This window comes from Vibrio sp. HDW18 (genome assembly GCF_011306175.1).
GTDB classification, from domain to species: domain Bacteria; phylum Pseudomonadota; class Gammaproteobacteria; order Enterobacterales; family Vibrionaceae; genus Vibrio; species Vibrio chanodichtyis.
Window position 1 is genome coordinate 230,212 of record NZ_CP049913.1, and the last position, 18,576, is coordinate 248,787.

Here is an 18,576-nt window from a genome sequence, read left to right on the forward strand (position 1 = left end):
CGTTTGCTTTTTATCTGGCGACAGAAATTAGTTCTGGTATTATGCGCTCAACAGGTGATTTTCCACCACGGTCAATCACAAAAATGATGTTTGAATCCAGATAGGAATGTCTCAATGAGCCTTGCAGATCAAGTCCTTGCCGTCAATGACGACCTCCCAATTCGTACTCATCAACCGGTTCACAGCGGCAAAGTCCGTTCTGTGTATTGGTTGACCGAGCAAGATAGCCGCCGCCTAATCAAAGAAAAAGGTTATCCGGTGACCGCAGACGCTCCCTTAGCCATTATGGTGATCAGTGATCGTATTTCGGCATTCGATTGTATTTGGCACGCCGAAGGGGGTGTACAGGGTGTGCCGGGCAAAGGAGCGGCATTAAATGCCATTTCGAATCACTGGTTCAAACTGTTTCAACAGCACGGATTGGCAGATAGCCATATTTTAGATATTCCGCATCCATTGGTATGGATTGTGCAAAAAGCACGCCCAATCAAAATTGAAGCCATTTGCCGCCAATATATTACCGGATCGATGTGGCGTGCTTATAGCAAAGGCGAACGCGAGTTTTGCGGGATCACGCTACCTGAAGGTCTCGCAAAAGACCGTCCATTACCAGAGCTGCTATTGACCCCATCAACCAAAGGTATTTTGCGTGGTATTCCCGGCGTACCTGAAGCTGATGATGTCAATATTTCGCGCCAAGACATTGCAGAAAACTACGCAGCATTTAACTTCAACCAACCACAAGATATTGATCATTATGAAATCCTGCTCAAACAAGGTTTCTCGGTGATCCGTGAAGCGCTAAGCGCTGTTGGGCAAATTTTTGTCGATACCAAATTTGAATTTGGTTACGTGACCGATGCTCAAGGGCAGCAAAAACTGATCTATATGGATGAAGTAGGGACTCCTGACTCATCGCGAATTTGGGATGCTGAGCAATATCAACAAGGTAAAATTGTCGAAAACTCCAAAGAAGGGTTCCGCCAGTTCTTGCTCAACTATTTCCCTGATCCAGACATTTTGCTAAATAAAGAGCGGATGCCGGAACGTGAAGCTTTAGCGCGTGATAATGCACTGCCTCTACAAGCGCTAATGGATATTTCACGCACCTATCTTGGGATCGCAGAAAAAATCACCGGAAAACCAATTACACTAAGCACTCAACCGAAACAAGAGATCATCGACATTTTGGATAAAGAGTACGGTTTGATCGAACACTAAATAACATAATGCACAAAGGGGCATTAATGCCCCTTTGCTTGCTTGATGCCAATTTGAGTTATCTTGTTTACCCTCTCACGATTAAATGGTTAATTTCATTTACCATTTAATTAACAATTCATCTTGATTGGTGGCTTCAATACAGGCCGCACTTTTGGATTGAATCATAGTTAACTGCTGCTCATCGAGAGCATAAGGCATCACTAACGTCAGCTCTTCAATCCCTTGCTGTTTGGCTAATTTGACTAAAGTGATCACATTTGATTCATCACTGCGTCGGGTAGAGAGCTGCTTTAACGCAATCTGCCATAACCGATCTTGAGGACTTTGCGGCTCAAGGCCATGATCTTCGCCTATCGTTTTTGACCAATCGCGGCCAAACACCGAGGCGAATAAGCTAATTGCTTCAGCAAAAGTCCATTTTTGGCTGCATGACTCCCCTAAGAAGGCGGTATAGTCAAACACTGCGCAGATCCTTGCCCTTTCCATTCGGTTCTCCGACACAATTGGCGACCTACACACTATCAACTAATCTTTTTTATATAGCAATACGATATATAAAAAAGGTCTTTTATGCCTTGAAAACAAAATAAAAGGCTATATAAAAACCAAATTGATAACACTCGAGATACACATTGTATATGATGTGTGCTTAGTTGATTAATATTTCCATACTCAAATGAAATATTTTCCCCAGAAAGCAATAATCCATGTTCATCATATTATCGCTAAGCGATTGATGAATAATTGAACCATAAATATGGCAAATTATGTACTCGTGCACAGAAGCATAATAATCAAAAACAGCCATCCGATTGTCCACTTACAATTCAGCTCGCAAATCGGTATTCTTTTGCGGTCTCTGCTACCCTATCAACAGGTCGACTATGAATAACGATAAACGTCCACTCTATATCCCCTATGCAGGTCCTGCTCTGCTCAGTACTCCGTTGCTTAACAAAGGCAGCGCTTTTAGCGCAGAAGAACGTGCTTCATTTAACCTCGAGGGCTTACTGCCCGAAGCCACCGAAACCATCCAAGAACAAGTGGTGCGCGCTTATCAGCAGTATCGAGGCTTTGAAAGCGATATGGATAAACATATTTACTTGCGCAATATTCAAGACACCAACGAAACCCTATTCTATCGCCTGGTACAAAACCATATTTCAGAAATGATGCCGATCATCTATACCCCTACTGTCGGCGCAGCGTGTGAAAATTTTTCTAATATTTATCGCCGTGGTCGTGGGCTATTTATCTCTTATGCGAATCGTGATCGCATCGATGATCTACTCAATAATGCTGCCAACCATAATGTCAAAGTGATTGTGGTTACCGATGGTGAACGCATCCTTGGCCTTGGTGACCAAGGCATAGGCGGGATGGGGATTCCAATTGGTAAGCTGTCGTTATACACCGCCTGTGGTGGAATTAGTCCCGCTTATACTTTGCCAGTGGTGTTAGATGCCGGAACCAATAATCCACAGCGTCTGGCGGATCCAATGTACATGGGCTGGCGTCATCCGCGAATCACAGGACCAGACTACGACCAGTTTGTTGATGAGTTTATCCAAGCAGTACAGCGTCGCTGGCCTGATTCTTTAATTCAATTTGAAGATTTCGCCCAGAAAAATGCCATGCCACTGCTTGAGCGTTATAAAAATCGTGTGTGCTGTTTTAACGATGATATTCAAGGTACCGCGGCGGTAACGGTCGGCTCTTTATTAGCGGCTTGTCAAGCCGCCGGAAGTCAGCTCTCGCAGCAGCGGATCACCTTCTTAGGTGCGGGCTCTGCCGGTTGTGGAATTGCTGAAGCGATCATTGCGCAAATGGTCTCGGAAGGCATCAGCGATCAACAAGCACGTTCACAAGTGTATATGGTCGACCGCTGGGGACTACTCGAAGAAGGTATGCCCAATCTGCTCGATTTCCAACAGCGTTTGGTCCAGAAAAAAACCAGCACCCGACATTGGAGTACCGAACAAAGTGGCTACTCACTGCATGATGTGATCCGCAATGCCAAACCGACCGTATTGATCGGCGTTTCTGGCGCACCGGGGCTATTTAGTGAAGAGATCATCAAAGAGATGCATCAGCACTGCCCACGACCGATTATCTTTCCACTGTCGAACCCAACCAGTCGAGTCGAAGCGCTGCCAAGCGATATCATTCGCTGGACCAATGGTGAGGCTTTAGTCGCCACGGGTAGCCCATTTGATCCCGTATTACACGACGGTAAAACCTACCCCATTGTACAATGCAACAATAGCTATATTTTTCCAGGCATCGGCCTTGGGGTGTTATCGGCCAATGCACGCCGAGTTACCGATGAAATGCTGATGGAATCAAGTCGGGCGTTAGCCAGCAGCTCGCCGATGGCGATCTATGGCCATGGGCCATTATTACCGCCGTTGGAATCGATCCATTCCGTATCGAAAAAAATTGCTTTCGCGGTAGCCAAAAAAGCCATAGAGCAAGGTATGGCACCAGAAATTACCGACGAAGCGCTGGAAGCATCCATTGAGCAGCACTTCTGGCAACCGGCTTATCGCCGTTATAAACGCACAGCTTTTTAAGCGAAACCGAACAGCCCCGAGTGACAGGGGCTGTAACAACCATCCAATAAGTGGAAACCATGCAACTTTTTAATTTTTTATCACCCGCCGGCCAAATTCTGCTGCCTTACTTGAATGAAATTGCCACAGCACTGATCGCTTGTGGGTTAGTCATGCTTGGCGGTGAGATGAATGCATTTTTGCGTCAAACATTGCGCAATCAACATTTTCTGGTACGAACCCTAGCATTTATCTTTATTAACGCGTTTGGATACGGTTTAATCATCATCAAAGCAACCCCTTACCTTGCGCAACTCTTCGCGCAGTTGGATTCAGGTATCATGCTGACCGTTATCGTAAGCTGTTTTATTGTGATAGGCCTATGGGCACAAAAAAACCGTCAAATCTAACTCTACGCCGAATCAGCGCGGCTATCGCGATACCATTGCAGCATTTACCTTGGCGTAAAATAAGCAATACCCTGCTATTGGTGTTGACCTTGGTGTTGGTTAGCTTATTGGCGATTGATCGTTGGGTAACTTGGCAGACGCAAAGTAACATCATTAACGACACACAAAGCGCACCGTCTTTTCAAGTCGCGGTGGTATTGGGTACCAGTAAATACATAGGTAGAACACTCAACGAGTACTACGTCCACCGCATTGATGCCGCGATCGAGCTTTACCAACAAGGAAAAGTCAGCAATTTCTTGCTCAGTGGCGACAATGCGCATCGTTCATACAACGAACCTTGGACTATGAAACGCGACTTACTGCGGGCTGGGATCCCCAATGAGCATATTTCTCTCGATTATGCCGGTTTTCGTACCTTGGATTCGATCGTTCGCGCTAAAGCGATTTTTGATACCGACAATTTTTTGATCATTACCCAGCGTTTTCATTGTGAACGAGCCCTGTTTATTGCTCACTTTCAAAATATCCAAGCGTCTTGCCTAGCAGTACCAGGTCCGAGCAGCCATTCCGGCTTCAAAGTGCGTTTACGTGAAGTGTTTGCGCGCGCTTACGCGGTGTTTGATCTCTTTGTGCTCAATACCCAACCGAAGTTTCTTGGCCCTAAAGAGCCTATCATTATTGAACAAAGTGAAGTCACAGCAAGCGAAAATCCTCCATCAAATCCATAGTTGTCAGCGACGCTAACCAATTTGCTCGGTAAACCACTTTTCTTCACTCACCACATTCCCTACAATCAAAAGCGATTCTTATCATTCGCTTATGTTTTATTACTAGAACAAGCAATGAGCCAATGCCCTTTCGTCCTTATTGGAGAGCTCCATGAGTAACGTGAAACACAGCAAACTGCTAATTTTGGGCTCTGGCCCTGCTGGGTATACTGCCGCGGTTTACGCAGCGCGCGCTAACTTAAAACCGGTGCTGATCACCGGTATGCAACAAGGTGGTCAATTGACCACTACGACCGAAGTCGAAAACTGGCCCGGTGATGCCGAGGGTTTAACTGGATCCGGTCTGATGGAGCGAATGCAAGAGCATGCACAGCGTTTTGAAACAGAGATCGTATTTGATCATATTCAATCGGTCGATCTCTCTACCCGCCCATTTCGTTTAACTGGCGATAGCCAAACCTACAGTTGTGATGCGCTGATCATCTCAACTGGCGCATCGGCGAAATATCTTGGTTTGGACTCGGAAGAAGCGTTCAAAGGCCGCGGGGTTTCAGCTTGCGCTACCTGTGATGGTTTCTTTTACCGCAATCAAAAAGTAGCGGTGGTGGGCGGTGGTAATACTGCGGTTGAAGAGGCGCTTTACCTATCTAACATCGCCGCCGAAGTCCATTTGATCCACCGCCGTGATAGTTTCCGCAGCGAGAAAATCTTGATTGATCGTCTGATGGAAAAAGTCGCCAACGGCAATATTGTGCTGCACACCCATCGCACCCTAGAGGAAGTGCTCGGTGATGAGATGGGAGTCACAGGGGTGCGTCTGAAAGATACTCAATCTGATGTCACTGAAAATTTGGCTGTCATGGGGGTGTTTATTGCCATCGGCCATCAACCCAACTCGCAGATTTTTGCCGATCAACTTGCAATGAATAACGGTTACATTGTGGTGCAATCCGGTCTAAATGGTAATGCCACCCAAACCAGTATTGAAGGTGTGTTTGCCGCCGGTGATGTAATGGATCATAACTATCGCCAAGCAATCACTTCGGCTGGTACCGGTTGTATGGCTGCCTTGGATGCCGAGCGTTATCTAGACAGCCAAGCCAAATAACCAACCGTTCACGTTAAGCTGGTTTTTATTTTCCCCAAGCCCGCTAGGTATTACCGGCGGGCTTTTCTTTGTATACTGGCGCCCATTACAATTATTATGCTCATAAAGTCTTGCCAATGGATAACCAAAAACAGCGCAGTTTAAATCTGTGGCTCAAACAGCAAAGTCAACGTGCTAAACGCTGGCTTGTCATCGCCGTAGGATTGGGCGTGTTATCAAGCCTACTTCTCGTGGCACAAGCGGCGCTGCTTGCCTCGATCTTGCATCAACTGATCATTGAACAAATCGATAAACAGTTGCTGATCCCACACTTTTTCGGCTTAACACTGCTGATTGCACTGCGTGCCCTCTGCGCTTGGGGACGTGAAATCGCCGGCTTTCGCTGCGGTGAAGAGATCCGTCGTTATATCCGTCAATTAATTCTCGATAAGCTGCGGGAGCTGGGGCCGGCTTACATTAAAGGCAAGCCAGCGGGCGCGTGGGCAACTTTGCTATTAGAGCAAGTCGAGCAGTTGCACGACTTCTTTGCACGTTACCTACCACAAATGGCGCTGGCCGTACTGGTACCGTTCGTGATCTTGGTGGTCGTACTCCCGGTCAATTGGGCGGCTGGATTAATTTTTCTGATCACGGCACCGTTAGTGCCGCTGTTTATGGCCTTAGTCGGCATCAAAGCGGCAGAGGCGAGCCGTAAAAACTTTAAAGCACTACAACGCTTATCAGGCCATTTTTACGATCGCCTGCAAGCGCTCACCACGATCCGCCTGTTTGATCGCACTGGCGCAGAAACCGAGCAAATGCGAGCGGCATCGGAAGTGTTTCGTCACCGCACCATGGATGTATTGCGTATTGCGTTTCTCTCCTCGGCGGTACTGGAGTTTTTTACCTCAATCTCGATTGCGCTAACTGCGGTCTATTTCGGCTTTAGTTATATTGGAGAGCTGAATTTTGGCTACTACGGTGCCAGCGTAACCCTGTTTGCTGGACTGTTTGTGCTGATTTTAGCACCGGAGTTTTATCAGCCACTGCGTGATCTCGGCGCTTATTACCACGCCAAGCAGCAAGCGGTCGGAGCGGCAGAATCGATTGTCGATTTTCTCCACACAGAGGTTGCCGCGCTGCACAGTGGCCAGCAAACGCTCGCGGCCGAGCAAGCCATTGAAATCGTCGCCGATCAACTGATCGTACTTAGCCCGCAAGGTCAACGTTTAGCCGGACCACTCTCTTTTACCCTACAAGCGGGCGAAACCAGCGCCTTGGTAGGGCCAAGTGGCGCAGGCAAAACCAGTTTAATCAATACCATTTTGGGCTTTATGCCCTACCAAGGTAGCTTAACCATCAACGGTATTGAACTGCGTGAATTAGATCATGCGCAGTGGCGACAAACCATCAGTTGGGTCGGCCAAAATCCGCTACTACTGCACGGCAGCATTCGTGACAATGTCACTCTCGGTAAGCAGGAGATCACTGAACAACAACTGAATCAAGCGCTGCAATCCGCTTATGCGACCGACTTTGTGGCACAGCATGGTTTAGACTATTCCATCAGTGATCGCTCACAAGGTCTATCGGTAGGCCAAGCTCAGCGCTTGGCTTTAGCGCGTGCCATGTTACAAAATGGCCGCTTCTGGCTACTCGATGAGCCAACCGCTAGCTTAGATGCTCGTAGCGAGCAATATGTGATGCGTGGACTGAAGCACAGTATTCAACAGCACACCGCTTTATTGGTGACTCATCAGTTACAGCCACTGCACACGGTCGAGCAAATTTTAGTGATGGAACATGGCCTACTGGTGCAAACCGGCCATTTTGATCAATTAAGCCAACAAACGGGCTTATTTGCCACTCTGCTCGCGGCCAACCAAGCACAACAAATCGCGGCTCAAGGGGATCTCGATGCGTGAATTGCTACCTTACCTAAAATTGTATAAAAAACATGCTTTCAGCTTAACCCTTGGTATCCTACTCGCACTGCTCACCCTACTCGCTTCAATTGGCTTGTTAACCCTGTCCGGCTGGTTTTTATCGGCAGCCGCCGTCGCAGGATTAAGCATTGCCAGAGAAACCTTTAACTACATGTTACCCGGTGCCTTTGTGCGCGGCTTTGCCATGGGGCGTACTGCAGGCCGTTGGGGAGAACGTGTGGTTAGCCACAACGCGACCTTCAAACTGCTGACCGATTTGCGAGTGTATTTCTTTACCAAACTTACCCCACTGATCCCTGGACGCTTAAGCGCAGTACGTGATGCAGATATGCTTAACCGCATCGTGGCCGATGTTGATGCCATGGATCACGTTTATCTACGTTTAATCAGCCCAGTCACCGTCGCGGTATTAGGGATTGGTGCGCTCACCAGCCTTATTGCTTGGTTTGATCGTGAACTCGGCATCACACTAGGCGCGCTGCTGTTAGTGATCATCGTGCTATGGCCAACGCTGTTCTACCACTTAGGTAATCGCAACGGCCAGCAGCTCACTCAGCATAAAGCCGAACTGCGTATCCGTACGCTCGATTGGTTACAAGGGTATAGTGAATTAACTATTTTTGGTGCAGAAGCTCACTATCGCCAAGCGATCTTACGCATTCAAGATAAACTGCTACTCAATCAAGCGATGAATGCAAAAATTTCAGGATTAGCTCAATCACTACTGCTACTGGCGAATGGCTGGACATTAGTACTCATGCTGTGGCTAGCCGCCGATGGGGTGGGTGGACGCGCGCCCGATCCACTGATCGCACTGGTCGCGTTTGCCACACTAGCCAGCGTAGAATTACTGATGCCAATGGCAATGGCATTCCAGCATTTAGGCCAAACCCTGACTTCGGCTCGTCGGCTGAATGAAATTATTCTCGCTAAGCCGGAAGTTGAATTTGCGCCACACTCAGCCGCGCACAATGGGCAGTACGATATCGCTTTGCAAAGCGTGAGTTTTGCTTACCAAGCTCAGCAGCCTAATACGATCGATAACCTAAGTTTAACCCTGAACACAGGGCAAAAAGTGGCGATCGTCGGTCAAACTGGCTCAGGTAAATCGACGTTAATTCAGTTAATTTGCCGTTATTGGGATGTAGACTGCGGGCAAATTACCATCGGGGGTAGCGATATTCGCCAATGGTCAGAAAGCGACTTGCGCGCGGCAATCAGCGTGGTCAGTCAGCGAGTGGATATTCTCAACGGTACACTGCGGGATAATCTGATCTTAGCCAAACCCAGCGCAAGCGATGAGCAGTTAAGCCAACTTCTGCAACAGGTAGGATTGGATCAACTGCTAGAAGATACCGCGCTCAATACTTGGCTGGGAGACGGCGGTCGTCAGCTGTCGGGGGGGAGAGACGGCGGATCGGCATTGCTCGCGCTCTATTGCATAATGCGCCGATTTTATTACTCGATGAGCCAACCGAAGGCTTAGACAAACAGACTGAGCAGCAAATCATGCAACTGCTGCAAGCGCATTTCGCCGAAAAAACCGTGCTATTGATCACCCATCGGCTGGTTAATCTTGAGCAGATGGATGCGATTGCGCTCATTGAGCACGGCCAGTTAGTCGAATATGGTCATCACCATGATCTGCTTGCCAAGCAAGGCCGCTACCATCAATTAACTCAAACCCTGTAAGCTTATAAAAAATCCCTAAAGGCTTTGATTAATCAGCCTTTAGGGACCCATCATTTTTGCAAGTCATCCGCTAGAGTGATCGATTAGCTTAGTGATCGCGTCAATGCGAAATTAAGCATATTGCTCAGCAAACTCACGCATAAAATCAACCAAGGCTTGTACACCTTGCAATGGCATCGCGTTGTAGATCGAAGCTCGCATGCCTCCCACCACTCGGTGGCCTTTCAACGAAACCAGCCCACGTGCTTGCGCCAATTCCAAGAAAGTGTTGTCCAATTCCGGTTTCGCCAGTTGGAAAGGCACGTTCATCAATGAACGGTTGGCGGGGTGAATATTATTACGATAAAAATCCGAACTATCGATATAGTCGTACAGCAGTGCAGCCTTCGCGCGGTTGACTTGCTCAATCGCTCGCACGCCACCTTGCGCTTTCAACCACTGAAATACTAACCCAGAAAGGTACCAAGCAAACGTTGGCGGAGTATTGAACATTGAGTCTTGCTCAGCCAAAATCTTGTAATTAAGCACGCCCGGTAGTAAATCACTGGCCAGATCTAACAAATCATCACGCACAATCGCAATACAGATCCCAGCCGGGCCGATATTTTTTTGCGCTCCCGCATAAATGACGCCGTACTGCGACACATCGATTTCACGAGACAAAATGGTCGATGACATATCGGCGACAATCGGTTTATCGGTTACCGGTAAATCGTTAATCTCAATCCCATCAATCGTTTCGTTAGGACAAAAATGCACATAAGCAGCGTGCTCAGCAATGCGCCATTCGCTGGCCGGTAACACCGCAACTTTGCCCTCTTTTTCGATTTTGGCATCGAAAACATCTACCGAGCAGTATTTTCTCGCTTCTTTAACCGCACTAGCGGCCCAATAACCCGCATCAATATAGGTTGCAGTCTGCGCCGATCCTAATAAGTTGAGCGGTACTGCAGCAAATTGCGCCCGTGCCCCACCTTGGCAAAACAGCACTTTGTAATTGTCTGGAATGTTGAGAAGATCGCGCAAATCACGCTCTGCCTGTTCGGCAACTTGAATAAATGGCTTACTGCGATGGCTGATCTCCATCACCGAAGTACCGAGGTGATTCCAGTTTACCAACTCTGCTTGCGCTTGCAGCATGACCGCCTTAGGCAAGGCAGCTGGGCCAGCGCTAAAGTTGTAAACCGTATCGGTATTGTGCTCCATGTGTTGTTTGCTCCTGCTAACGAAAAGTGTTGTGATTAATACCACTTTTTCCCGCAGATAAAAAGCGCGAAAAGAGACCTTACGGCCTCTTTTCATCAGCCAACAATCGTCAGCAACAAGCTAGCCTTGCGACATCAACAGCGGCATGAGCAACATCATTAATGGCATGGTTTTTCCGCTTGGGAACACCACGTTACCGTCTTTAATTTCGGCTTGCAACGTATAACCTTGCTCATTTTGAGTCATCATCTCCATCATGACCAATTGATCCACCGCCTGCTGAATGAAAGGAAAACTTTCGGCCAGCTGATGAGAGACGAACGTTTTGCTTTGCCCGGTTAAGGCTGGGATCACCGCTAATGGATCTTGCAACAGATTTTGTGTGCCTTCTGGCACCGCGAGTCGCCAATCAGAGGTGACATGACCACCCGCAATTTTGGCGGTAAATTTATCAATCGCGATAAAAAAACCTTGCTGAAACAAGGCATCGACTTGAGGCAGAATTTGTGCGATGTCTTGCTCACTCATTTCTGGAGCATTTTGATACAGTTGAGATAGCGCCTTAGTCGCCTCGGTATCGAGATCACCCAGCGTAAAATCTAGCCCAATATCCTGCCATTCCCCTTCACTATATTGCAGTTTAGCAATCTGCATTTGATGGGCGGTCGTAAAACGAGTCAGCGTTTTATCCAACGCAGAAGTAAAATGGTAGGCAAAACCATCCAGATCCAGTTCGGTTTGGCCTGCTTGATTGACGCTCAGTTTACCCAGTTTGAAATTCTGCGCACCGAGCCACAAGCCATCACTCTCTTTACCTTGTCCCTCTAGCGTCAATTGGCTCAACACCATTTGGGCTTGATTTTCAAAATCGAACACCATGTTCGGCATGCTGAGCTGAAAGGTGATTTCCCCTAATTTCGTCACTGAGCCGGCCAGTTGCGTCGGCTCAATCATCACACTGACCGGCACTTCGCCTTGGAACATATAATTCCATTGTTCCAAATTGACGGTGTAGTCAGTATTGCCATTTAAATGCGTAGTTGAACGCATTTGCACTGGAAACAGTGGATATTGTGGCAAGGTTGAGATGGCCGCAATCCCGAACAGACCATGTTGCAGTTGGCTATCGACCAAAATTTCGCTGGGGATCCCTTCGGCTTGTAGCTGCGCAGCCAAGATAGGATCACTAATTTGATAACGGGTTTGCATGTGTGATGAGAGATAACCACGCTGATAACTTACCAATTCCGTGCTGATCGATGAACTTTCAAAACGGTTAAGGCCCTCTTTAATCGCTGATTCGCCAATTTGCCCCACCGCCAGCGGCCAACATAACCCTAGCGCAACAGCCCCACCTACGGCACCGATTATTTTTATTGATTTCATCGTCGTCTATTTCCTTGCGATTGAATCTGTGTAGTTTAGGTGACCAAACACTGACAAGATACAAATAATTGTCAGTATTAGGGCAAACTCCTAGAAAAGTATGAAATAAATCAGAGTATTGAATTGCAACACTGTCGAACAAAAATTCTTCAACTCCGCTCCCATTTCCCTTACGCGATCCCTGCTACAGTAACCATCTAACCCGTGGTCAGAGAATACGTTGTGAATCGGTATGCCCTACTCATTTTAGACAACCATCCACTGAGCGTTGCAAATTGGCGTCAAGAATTGGCGAGCTTTACTGGAAAATTCAATATCTACAGCAGCGGGTCTGTCGAAGAGGCTGAACAACAACTCGAGTTTATAGAACAAAGTGAACAAATCGTCGCATTAGTGATCGCTAGTCATCATCCAGAGCTCAATGGGGCTGAGTTTTTGATCCGACTCGATAAAATTACCCATACCAAATTCGCCCGCAAGGTTCTGATCAGTGGTGACGAGGATATTCAAGCCATTCTCAATGCGGTCAATGAAGGACGTTTAGATTACTGCCTAACTCAACCGCTGCCAGAGCAAGCACTCTACAAAACCGTGATACAAGAGCTCACCTCTTTTGTGCTTGAACACGACAAAGACAATGTTCTCTCTTACAGTACAGTACTTGATCAGCAGCGTTTATTGCGCGCGCATATCGATAATAAAATGCGCAGTTATCGTGAAGGATTCATCTCAGATTACCACCGCCTATCCGATAATGAATTAGCCGAAAAGGTGATTGGTGCGCTGCATCAAATTTTTGCCGAGCAAGATGATACCCAAGCATGTCGCCGCTATTCGGCCCAACATCTGCTGACAAAAGAAGGCGAGCCAAATCGCTTTCTGTGGTTTATCACCGAAGGTGAAGTGGCGCTGTATAAGAAAGATGACCTTGGCCAGCAGCGTGAAGTGGTACGCCACACCAAAGGCAATATTGTCGGTGGCATGTCATTTGTGACTGGTGAACCATCATTCTCTACCGCCATCACCTTAACCCAAACCGCCGTGATCAAGCTCGACCGCGAGGTGTTTGCCAAAGTGATGCATAACGACACCAGCTTATTGCCCCTGTTTACCAACCTACTGTTGCGGCATTTTAATCGCCGCTTACAACGTAGCATTACCACCAAACTCGAGCTGCAAAAAACCCTCGACTCACTCGAATCGGCCCATCAGCAATTAATGGAACGCGAAAAGATGGCCATGCTCGGTCAATTAGTCGCGGGGGTGGCTCATGAACTGAACAATCCGGTGGCGGCCATATTACGTGGCACCGAAACCCTCTCAAACCATATTGGCCATCTGCTCAATGAAGAACAACGTACCCAAATCGAATTAGGGGCCAATTTATTGCGCCAAGCAATGCAAGCGCGCCCCATATCCACCTCACAAGAACGCAGCAAAGCCAAACAGTTAGAAACCATCATTCATCATCGACTATTGGCCAAAAAAATGGTCAAACTGGCTCTCGATGACAATCAAAACTTCATCCAACTCGCCAAAAGCGATCCTGAAACGGCACAAAAACAGCTCGAACAATTAGAAAGCTACCATCTCACGGGGAGTACCTTGCGCTCCATTCAAGTCTGTGCACAGCGTATTGCCGATATGGTCAAAAGCCTAAAAGGCTATGCAAGGCCGGACGATGAAACCTATCGCTTAACCGATATTCATGAAGGAATAGAAGATACATTGGTCATCTTCGAAAATCGCTTGAAACGACACACGGTAGAAAAAGAATACGCCGCACTGCCACTGATGTATTGCTTACCCATCGCGTTACAACAAGTGTGGACCAATCTAATTTCCAATGCGATTGATGCATTTCCTGAACATGGTCGATTACGGATTGAAACCGAGCAACAGTATTATCAAGATCAACAATACGCCGTGATCCACATTACTGACAACGGATGTGGCATTCCAGCACAACTCACCGAGCAGATTTTTGCCCTCAACTATACCACCAAGCGCGAAGGTAACTTTGGGCTTGGTATTGGTCTGTCGGTATGCCAACAGATCATTCAACAACATCAAGGTTGGATTGAGGTCAAATCTGAGCCCAACCAATACACCAGCATGACCGTGTGGCTTCCTTTAGTCGCACCGAAGTTGGCCAGGAGCAAGTCATGAACAAATATCTGATTTTATGTGTAGATGATGAACGAGAAGTGCTCGACAGCGTGGTGCAAGATCTCGACTGTTTCGAACAGCACTTTATTATTGAAGCAGCACAATCGGTGGCAGAAGCCAAATCGGTGATTGAAGATTATCGAGATGAACAGGTCGCGTTGGCGTTAATTCTGTGCGATCACATTATGCCAGAGCAGACTGGGATCCAATTTTTGATTGAATTAAATCAAGATGTGGATACCGCTAAAACGCGCAAAATGTTACTCACTGGCCAAGCAGGACTGGAAGACACGGTACAAGCGGTTAATCATGCCAGCCTACACTTCTATATTGCTAAACCGTGGCAAGGTGAACAATTGCGACAAGTGGTCAAAGAGCAGCTCACGCACTATGTGATTGCCAACGAAAGTGATCTAATGCCTTGGATCCAGATTTTGGACGCTGAAAAAATCCTCAATGCGATTGCAGCAAAACGGATGAGCTTTGGTGAGTAGCGTCAATACGAATTTGGCACCTAATTTGCTTAAATTTCATCTAAACGACAAAACTCTGACATTTTTTGATAGTAGCTTGATACATCAATGCTTTATGATGTCAAACCATGAACCCGGAGCCGATGTATGGCTTCAGCCGCTGCCTATTTTTGTCAGCTGCGGCCTTGGAATTAATCTGAAGAGATAGGTTTATCTTAATTATGCGTAAAACAATCCTGGTAACTGCACTACTTCTTGGCGCAGGTTCAGCGGTAGCTCAAGGTGAGCGTGATAACCGCGCAGTAATGAGTAACTTTAGTTATGACTACCTAGAAGCACGTATCGGCGCTAGCCCTATGACTTTTGGTGCTGCGATGAGCCGCTCTATTCATCCCAATGCGCACGCAATTGCTCGGATCGACTCAGAGTTTGAAAGTGATTTCGACCTTGCTGCAGGACTGGGCTTCCACGCTCCAGTCAACAACTGGGCTGATTTGACTGGTGAAATGTTATTTCGCTTAGTTGATGATCGTAAACGCTCTAGCGCTGATACCGGAATGGAACTGAATATCGGTATTCGCCAATGGTTAGGTCCACAACTCGAAGTGGGTGGCAAAGCAGGTTATGTCTCGATTGATAATAATGACGACTGGTTAGGCTCAGTGTATGCTCGCTTCCATGCCACCGAACTGTTTGCACTCGGAGCCGAAGCGCGCTTTAACGATTTTTATAACGATCAGGTGATGTTTACTGCTCGCTTTAATTTTTAAACAGTGACTGAATGGTAAACATAAAAATAAGCCGGAATCATCCGGCTTATTTTTTATCTCGTTAATGGTGTCGCATGCCTTACCGTAGCTGGCAACTTTCCAACAACTGACGCTTACGTGGCTCTTGCAGCAATTTCCAATGAATACTCTCAATCGCACCGGCAAACTTCCACAACAACTTCACATCAACATCACTGCCATAAGCCTGGCGCACTTTATTAAACACCGCTGGTGCACCTAACTTGATAAAGGTTTCAACATCATCGATACCGGCTTTTTTTACCATACGTTCTAAGGTGAGTTGCATATTGGGTAAATCACGTAGCCGGCGGCTAGCGACTGAACGTTGAAACTCACGCTGGACCACCGAAAATTGAATAGAGCGCTCGATGATCGAATCTAACTCTGGGTAATTTTGCTCATAGAGATCGGTAATATCATAATAATTCACCGTCGCCGTAGTCTGTTTTTTGACATGGCGATATTTTTCACAACCTAAATCAATCAGTTCTGGGTCTAACTCCTCGCAACCACGGATAAAAATACGTTCTTCACTGACCAACACGTACATCGCATCGTGCTGAAATAATCCAATACCACCAAACATCGAACGTCTTTGATATGCACCAAACTTAGTTATGTAATTTAAAAACTGTTGCTCATTCATATCCATTGATCCTTTAATCATATTCCCCGATTAAGGAAGATCACCAGATAGCAGCAATAAAGCGAAAATATGAATTTCTTAGCAAGTCTATTCGATCTTTAGTATTAGCTCGCTTTTTTTTATGCAGACAATGATAGTTAACGAAGCAAAATAAGTCCGGACTTATCTCACACTGATGCAATTTGATCTGAGCACATTATGAGATCAGTATCACAGTGTCAATTTTTTGTTGACGCCGTCAATTAAACCGAAAGCATTCAGGCAATCAATACTATTTAGCCCTAATTCAAACCAAAGTTATTCGAGGCGTAAAAAACTTGGAACTGTTTGCTTATTTGGTTTAGCGATAGTAAAAATGCAGCTCACTTTGCTTGATCGTGTATTTTATGAGTCACCTATCTTTTTACTGGCTACCAGAAACAAAACATCAACTCATCCATAGCTTGGAAACTGAATTTACACAATTGGTCGAGCTTTCGATTAGTACTGGGAAAATCACCCTTCCCCCGATTTCAGATGTGGTACTAAAAATACAACGGCTGTGTTTGGTTGAGTCAACCTCGATCTCCGATGTAGCCGATTGTTTGATTGAAGATCCGGGCCTGTCGGCTACGGTCATTCGAATCGCCAACTCAGTGGTCTTTAATCGACGTAACATTACCTGCCATGAGATTGTGACTGCCGTTTCTCGGCTGGGCATTTTACGGGTACGTGATATTGTCACCGCGCAAGCCATCGAGCAGCTCAAGCATTTGGTCAATCTGAGTAAAGAGTGCCACTCTATCTTGGTCAAAAGTGCCATGGCATCGCGTGAACTGGGGGCGACCATGTTATTGGTGGCACAAACATTCAAATCAATTGATCCAAAAAAATATCACTATCTTGAGTTAGAAAAGGCGCTATTGGTCGGTTTATTGGCGGATATTGGTCTATTCTGTCTAGTCAATGAGTACCATCTGTATCTGCAAAATGGTCATTATCTCGACCCGAACATTGCACTGCAGATTTTTCAATCACAATGTTCACCGATCAGTCAGTTAGTCTTGCAACATTGGGGATTTGATAGCGACTTTTTAGAAGTGTCATGCAATAGTGAATTAATCAGCGCCCGACCTGAAGTGAGTTATCTCGATCTGGCACGTATCGCACATCATCTGCTGCTCTTTAGAAAACAAGACGAAGCGCTGGATGAACACGAGGTTGAAATCAACGCGGAAGGCGCAGAAGTGCTTTACCAACTCAGCAATCTGAGTGAGATGGAATTTAAACATAAGTTAAGTGATGTGATCAGTGCCAGCGGTATCTGAAACACAGTGAGGAAATTATGCTGTCAGGGATGATGTTTATTTTTACACCACTACTGGTCGGTTATCTGGTTACCCTCCATAACCCATTACACCTGCATTGGTTGAGCCGCGCGACTTCACATCTGGTATATGTGATCCTATTTTTAATGGGCTTAAGTTTGGCAGGGTTGGATAACCTGCAAGCCAATCTACAAACTATCGTTAAATATAGTGCGGTCTTTTTCGTGATACTAGGCGCATGTAATTTACTGGCGCTACCTGTGATTGATCGCTATTTGCCACTGCGTACCGACACCAACCACACTAAACTATCGCTTTCAAGCATGATGTTAGAGTCAGCCAAACTGATTTTGGTGGTTGGCGCAGGACTAGTAATCGGTATTTTACTTAATCAAAATCTAGCGTGGGTAGAATCAGCTAGCAGTTGGATTTTATTTCTGCTGCTGTTTTTTATTGGTATTCAACTGCGCAATAGTGGCTTGTCATTAAAACAGATCCTGCTCAATAAACATGGCATGATCATCGCTGTGGTCATCGTCGCCACCAGTTGGTTAGGTGGCGTACTCGCCGCCTGGCTGCTCGATATGCCACTCTATCAAGCACTAGCAATGGCTTCCGGTTTTGGTTGGTATTCGTTAGCTGGCATTCTGGTCGGCGACGCATTCGGCCCTGTTTTAGGTGGCGCATCGTTTATGATTGAACTATTGCGTGAATTGGTCGCTCTGGTGTTGATCCCAATGCTGATCCGCCGTACACCATGCACCGCGATTGGCTATGCGGGTGCCACAGCGATGGATTTTACCTTACCGGTGATTCAGACCACTGGCGGGGTAAAATGTGTCCCGGTAGCGATTGTGAGTGGATTTATTCTGAGTCTGTTAGTGCCGATTTTGATCTTATTTTTTGTCTCTCTTGCCAACTAAAGCGTAAGATTGGATTGGATTAGATTGGTATAT

General features: G+C 46.6%; 15 protein-coding genes and 1 pseudogene. 12 read left to right on the plus strand and 4 right to left on the minus strand.

Features of this window, described 5'->3' with window-relative positions:
- Window positions 1-114: 114 nt before the first annotated feature.
- A complete protein-coding gene (locus tag G7083_RS01015; RefSeq protein ID WP_166013167.1) occupies window positions 115-1,221 on the plus strand; it encodes a phosphoribosylaminoimidazolesuccinocarboxamide synthase in 1,107 nt (368 codons plus the stop codon).
- 99 nt (window positions 1,222-1,320) lie between these two features.
- Here G7083_RS01015 and G7083_RS01020 read toward each other — a convergent pair whose 3' ends face one another.
- The gene (locus G7083_RS01020; protein ID WP_166013168.1) at window positions 1,321-1,686 is read right to left on the minus strand and encodes a transporter; all 366 of its coding nucleotides are present in this window, start codon (window positions 1,684-1,686) and stop codon (window positions 1,321-1,323) included.
- 422 nt (window positions 1,687-2,108) lie between these two features.
- Here G7083_RS01020 and G7083_RS01025 point away from each other — a divergent pair, with 422 nt between their 5' ends.
- The 6 genes and pseudogenes from G7083_RS01025 to cydC all read left to right on the plus strand — a co-directional run bounded on the left by G7083_RS01025 (window position 2,109) and on the right by cydC (window position 9,642).
- Entirely contained in the window at window positions 2,109-3,797 is a 1,689-nt protein-coding gene (locus G7083_RS01025) for an NAD-dependent malic enzyme (RefSeq protein ID WP_166013169.1), read from the plus strand.
- A 59-nt stretch (window positions 3,798-3,856) separates the two neighbouring features.
- On the plus strand, window positions 3,857-4,186 hold the full coding sequence (locus G7083_RS01030; RefSeq protein ID WP_166013170.1) for a DUF3392 domain-containing protein: 330 nt from the start codon (window positions 3,857-3,859) through the stop codon (window positions 4,184-4,186).
- On the plus strand, window positions 4,159-4,917 hold the full coding sequence (locus G7083_RS01035; RefSeq protein WP_166013171.1) for an ElyC/SanA/YdcF family protein: 759 nt from the start codon (window positions 4,159-4,161) through the stop codon (window positions 4,915-4,917). Before G7083_RS01030 ends, G7083_RS01035 begins: the two co-directional genes overlap by 28 nt.
- A gap of 151 nt (window positions 4,918-5,068) precedes the next feature.
- Window positions 5,069-6,025 carry a thioredoxin-disulfide reductase gene (trxB, locus tag G7083_RS01040; RefSeq protein WP_166013172.1) on the plus strand — a complete coding sequence of 319 codons (957 nt, stop codon included), beginning with the start codon at window positions 5,069-5,071 and terminating at the stop codon, window positions 6,023-6,025.
- Between the two features lie 116 nt (window positions 6,026-6,141).
- The gene (gene cydD, locus G7083_RS01045) at window positions 6,142-7,929 is read left to right on the plus strand and encodes a cysteine/glutathione ABC transporter permease/ATP-binding protein CydD (RefSeq protein ID WP_166013173.1); all 1,788 of its coding nucleotides are present in this window, start codon (window positions 6,142-6,144) and stop codon (window positions 7,927-7,929) included.
- Window positions 7,922-9,642: pseudogene (gene cydC, locus G7083_RS01050) on the plus strand (cysteine/glutathione ABC transporter ATP-binding protein/permease CydC). Before cydD ends, cydC begins: the two are co-directional and overlap by 8 nt.
- A gap of 111 nt (window positions 9,643-9,753) precedes the next feature.
- Here cydC and serC read toward each other — a convergent pair.
- Both serC and G7083_RS01060 read right to left on the minus strand, forming a co-directional pair.
- Complete coding sequence (gene serC / locus G7083_RS01055; protein WP_166013174.1) at window positions 9,754-10,848, minus strand: 3-phosphoserine/phosphohydroxythreonine transaminase; 1,095 nt, start codon at window positions 10,846-10,848, stop codon at window positions 9,754-9,756.
- A 120-nt stretch (window positions 10,849-10,968) separates the two neighbouring features.
- A complete protein-coding gene (locus G7083_RS01060) occupies window positions 10,969-12,234 on the minus strand; it encodes a DUF945 family protein (RefSeq protein ID WP_166013175.1) in 1,266 nt (421 codons plus the stop codon).
- A gap of 222 nt (window positions 12,235-12,456) precedes the next feature.
- On the opposite strand from G7083_RS01060, the gene G7083_RS01065 reads away from it, so the two are divergent.
- From G7083_RS01065 to G7083_RS01075, 3 genes are all read left to right on the plus strand, one after another.
- Window positions 12,457-14,403 carry an ATP-binding protein gene (locus tag G7083_RS01065; protein WP_166013176.1) on the plus strand — a complete coding sequence of 649 codons (1,947 nt, stop codon included), beginning with the start codon at window positions 12,457-12,459 and terminating at the stop codon, window positions 14,401-14,403.
- Window positions 14,400-14,897, plus strand: coding sequence for a response regulator (locus tag G7083_RS01070; protein WP_166013177.1), 498 nt, complete (start codon window positions 14,400-14,402; stop codon window positions 14,895-14,897). The genes G7083_RS01065 and G7083_RS01070 overlap by 4 nt, the downstream gene beginning before the upstream one ends.
- Before the next feature lie 200 nt (window positions 14,898-15,097).
- Entirely contained in the window at window positions 15,098-15,646 is a 549-nt protein-coding gene (locus G7083_RS01075; protein ID WP_166013178.1) for a hypothetical protein, read from the plus strand.
- Between the two features lie 79 nt (window positions 15,647-15,725).
- On the opposite strand, the gene G7083_RS01080 is transcribed toward G7083_RS01075, so the two are convergent.
- Window positions 15,726-16,313: a TfoX/Sxy family DNA transformation protein gene (locus tag G7083_RS01080; RefSeq protein ID WP_166013179.1), complete on the minus strand. Its 588-nt coding sequence runs from the start codon at window positions 16,311-16,313 to the stop codon at window positions 15,726-15,728.
- 386 nt (window positions 16,314-16,699) lie between these two features.
- Between G7083_RS01080 and G7083_RS01085 the strand changes: the two genes are divergently transcribed.
- Window positions 16,700-17,620: an HDOD domain-containing protein gene (locus G7083_RS01085; RefSeq protein WP_166013180.1), complete on the plus strand. Its 921-nt coding sequence runs from the start codon at window positions 16,700-16,702 to the stop codon at window positions 17,618-17,620.
- A gap of 17 nt (window positions 17,621-17,637) precedes the next feature.
- Window positions 17,638-18,543 (plus strand): lysine exporter LysO family protein, encoded by a 906-nt coding sequence (locus G7083_RS01090; protein ID WP_166013181.1) that lies wholly within the window; start codon window positions 17,638-17,640, stop codon window positions 18,541-18,543.
- Window positions 18,544-18,576: the final 33 nt, after the last annotated feature.